This is a genomic window from Roseateles sp. P5_B10 (genome assembly GCF_056400485.1).
In genome coordinates this window covers 1-2,630 of record NZ_JBFULE010000736.1, presented here as the reverse complement: position 1 = coordinate 2,630, position 2,630 = coordinate 1, and the positions used below count along the sequence as shown (strand labels likewise).

Below are 2,630 nucleotides of genomic sequence, written 5' to 3'. Positions count from 1 at the left end.
CCTTCGAGGAGCGCATCGCGATGGGGCTGGACCCCGACCTCTGCGTCAAGCTCGAGCGTGATGCCGAGGGCGTCGTGCGGCGCCGGATGGGGCGGCTGGTAAATGCCACCTCTTTGCTGCAGTCCACGCATGGGGTGGGTGCCAGAGGCCTGCTGGTCTGCGAATGACGCCGCCTGAGGTTCAGATCTCGGCCGCCAGCGCGTAGCCGATCGCGGCACGGGTGGCCGCGACCTGCGCCGCATTGCATTGCTCGGGCGTGGCGCGCGCGCTGTCCGGGTAGACCTCGGTCGTCGTGCTGAAGCGGGCGCCGGTGATGGCGGCGCACAGGTTGCGGCTGCGCACTGCGAAGCTGATGACGCCGGGCGACTGCAGCGGGCAGCCGATGATCTGGCCGTTGGCATCGGGCTCGGCGATGTGGGTGACCTGGGCCACCGCGGCGATGACGGCCCGCTGGAATTCGGGTTGCGGGTGTTCGGCGTCGTCGACGAGGTAGAAGCCATCGGGAATCAGCCCGGGCTCGAACACCTCGCCATCGCGCGCCGCCAGGGCAGGGCGGAACTCTGATTCGTCCGTGTCGGTGGTCTCGTGCAGGTCGATGTGCATCAGCACGCGGCCGCGCAGCGGTGCGAGCAAGGCCACCAGGGCCGCGGACTCGGCCACGGGGCTGCCTTCGCGGAAGTTGCGGTTGGGGTCGATTGCATCGAAGTTCCAGCGCTGGATGCGCTCATAGGCCCAGGGGCTGACGCAGGGCACCACCAGCAGGTTGGCCTGGCCGGCAGCTTCCTGCCCATGCTCGCGGACGAACTGCAGCGCACCATGCACGCCGCTGGTCTCGTAGCCATGYACGCCGCCGGTCACGACGAAGATGGGCAGGTCGTCGCGCCAGCCGCGGCTGCGGATGGCCAGCAGCGGGAAGCGTTCGCCGTCGCAGACCACGGCGCCGTATTCGCTGACGTCGAAATCCTGCTTCAGAGGCTCGATGGTGGCGAGCACGTCAGCCGCAAAGCTGCGCTGCTTGACGAGGCGCCCGCGCCAGGCGGCGACCTCGCCCGGGCCCCAGGGCTGGCCGGGAATGCCGATTGCGTAGTTCATGGCCGTGCCTTTTCGCTCAAGATCCAGGCATTGAGGCGCTGCTCCAGCAGTGGCAGCGGCATGGCGCCCTGGTCGATGACGGCCATGTGGAAGCGGCGCTGGTCGAACTTGGCCCCCAAGGCGGTTTCAGCCCGGGCGCGCAGTTCCTTGATCTTCAGTTCGCCCATCATGTAGCTCAGCGCCTGGCCGGGCTGGGACAGGTAGCGGTCGACCTCAGCCGTCATGAAGGTGGCGTCGTGGCCGGTCTGCTCGATCATGTAGGCGATGGCCTTGTCGCGGTTCCAACCCAGCGCATGCAGGCCGGTGTCGACGACCAGGCGCGCGGCGCGGAACATCTGCGCCTGCAAGTGGCCAAAGCGCGCGTAGGGGTCGCGGAACAGGCCGATCTGCGGGCCCAGCGTCTCGGCATACAGCGCCCAGCCCTCGCTGAAGACCGAGTACTGCGACTGGCGGCGGAAGTTGGGCAGCTCGCCCAGCTCGACCTGGCGTGAGATCTGCAGATGGTGGCCGGGCACGGTCTCGTGGGCCACCAGCGTCTCCATCGCCCATTTGGGCCGGCGCTTGAACGAGATCGCGTTGGCGTTGAACCAGCCGGGGGTCGTGCCGTCCAGCGAGGGGCCGTTGTAGTTGTCGGCCGCGCCTTCGCCGGTATAGGGCGGCATGCCGCGAATGCCATAGGGCGAGCGYGGCAGCTGGGCGAAGAGCTTGGGCAGCTCAGGGTCGATGCGCTTGGCGATGGCGCGGTAGCCGTCCAGCAGCTCGTCGGCCGTCTGGTTGAAGAACTTGGGGTCGCTGTAGAGGAATTTCTTGAAGGCGGCGAGGTCACCGTCGAAACCGACCTCGGCCTTGACCTTCTCCATTTCGGCGCGGATGCGCGCGGCCTCGCGCAGGCCGGTGGTGTGGATGTCGCCCGCCGCCAGCGGCAGCGTCACATGGCGCTGGATCAACGCCTCGTAGACCTTGTCGCCGCCGGGGTAGCTCGACAGCGAGCCGCTGTCGGGGGCCTTGGCCATCAGCTCGTCTTTCATGACGGCGAGCAGCTTGCGCTGGGCCGGGTAGAAGATCTCGCGCATGGCCGCCTGGCCCTGGGCCTGGTAGTTGGCCTTGACGCTGGCGTCCACCGTCATGCGCGTGAAGGGCTCGTAGACCGGGCTCTTGGTGACGTCCTCGGTCAGCTGCCCTTCCACCTGGGCAATGGCACGCGCCAGCACCGGCTTGGAGGTGACCCAACCCAGGGTCAGGCCCTGGCGCAGGATGGCGATTTCCTGGTCAACCCGCGCCGGGTAGGCGGCCAGGCGCGTCAGCCACTGCTTGACCTGGGTCTCGTTGTTGACCGGCACATTGCGGGCGAAGCCGGCCAGGGCCGATTGCGCGCCGTACAGGGTGCCCAGCGTCAAGGTGCGCCAGCCGGCGAAGCCTTGCATGGCCACCTCCTGCTGGTAGCGGTTGATGAAGAGCGCCAGGGAGACGCGGTCGGTGTCGCCCAGCAGGCCGGCGTCCATGGCGCGGGCGCGGGCCAGCATGTCGCGGGCAAAAGC

At 68.5% G+C, this 2,630-nt stretch carries 2 protein-coding genes; both read right to left on the bottom strand.

The genetic code is table 11. The features are described from left to right. Nucleotides 1-180: 180 nt before the first annotated feature. A complete protein-coding gene (locus AC1DU6_RS26785) occupies nucleotides 181-1,092 on the bottom strand; it encodes a M14 family metallopeptidase (protein ID WP_056192858.1) in 912 nt (303 codons plus the stop codon). Then, nucleotides 1,089-2,630, bottom strand: a 1,542-nt coding sequence (locus AC1DU6_RS26780; protein ID WP_477860826.1) for a DUF885 domain-containing protein, incomplete at its 5' end; no start/stop codon positions are given. The genes AC1DU6_RS26785 and AC1DU6_RS26780, both read right to left, overlap by 4 nt.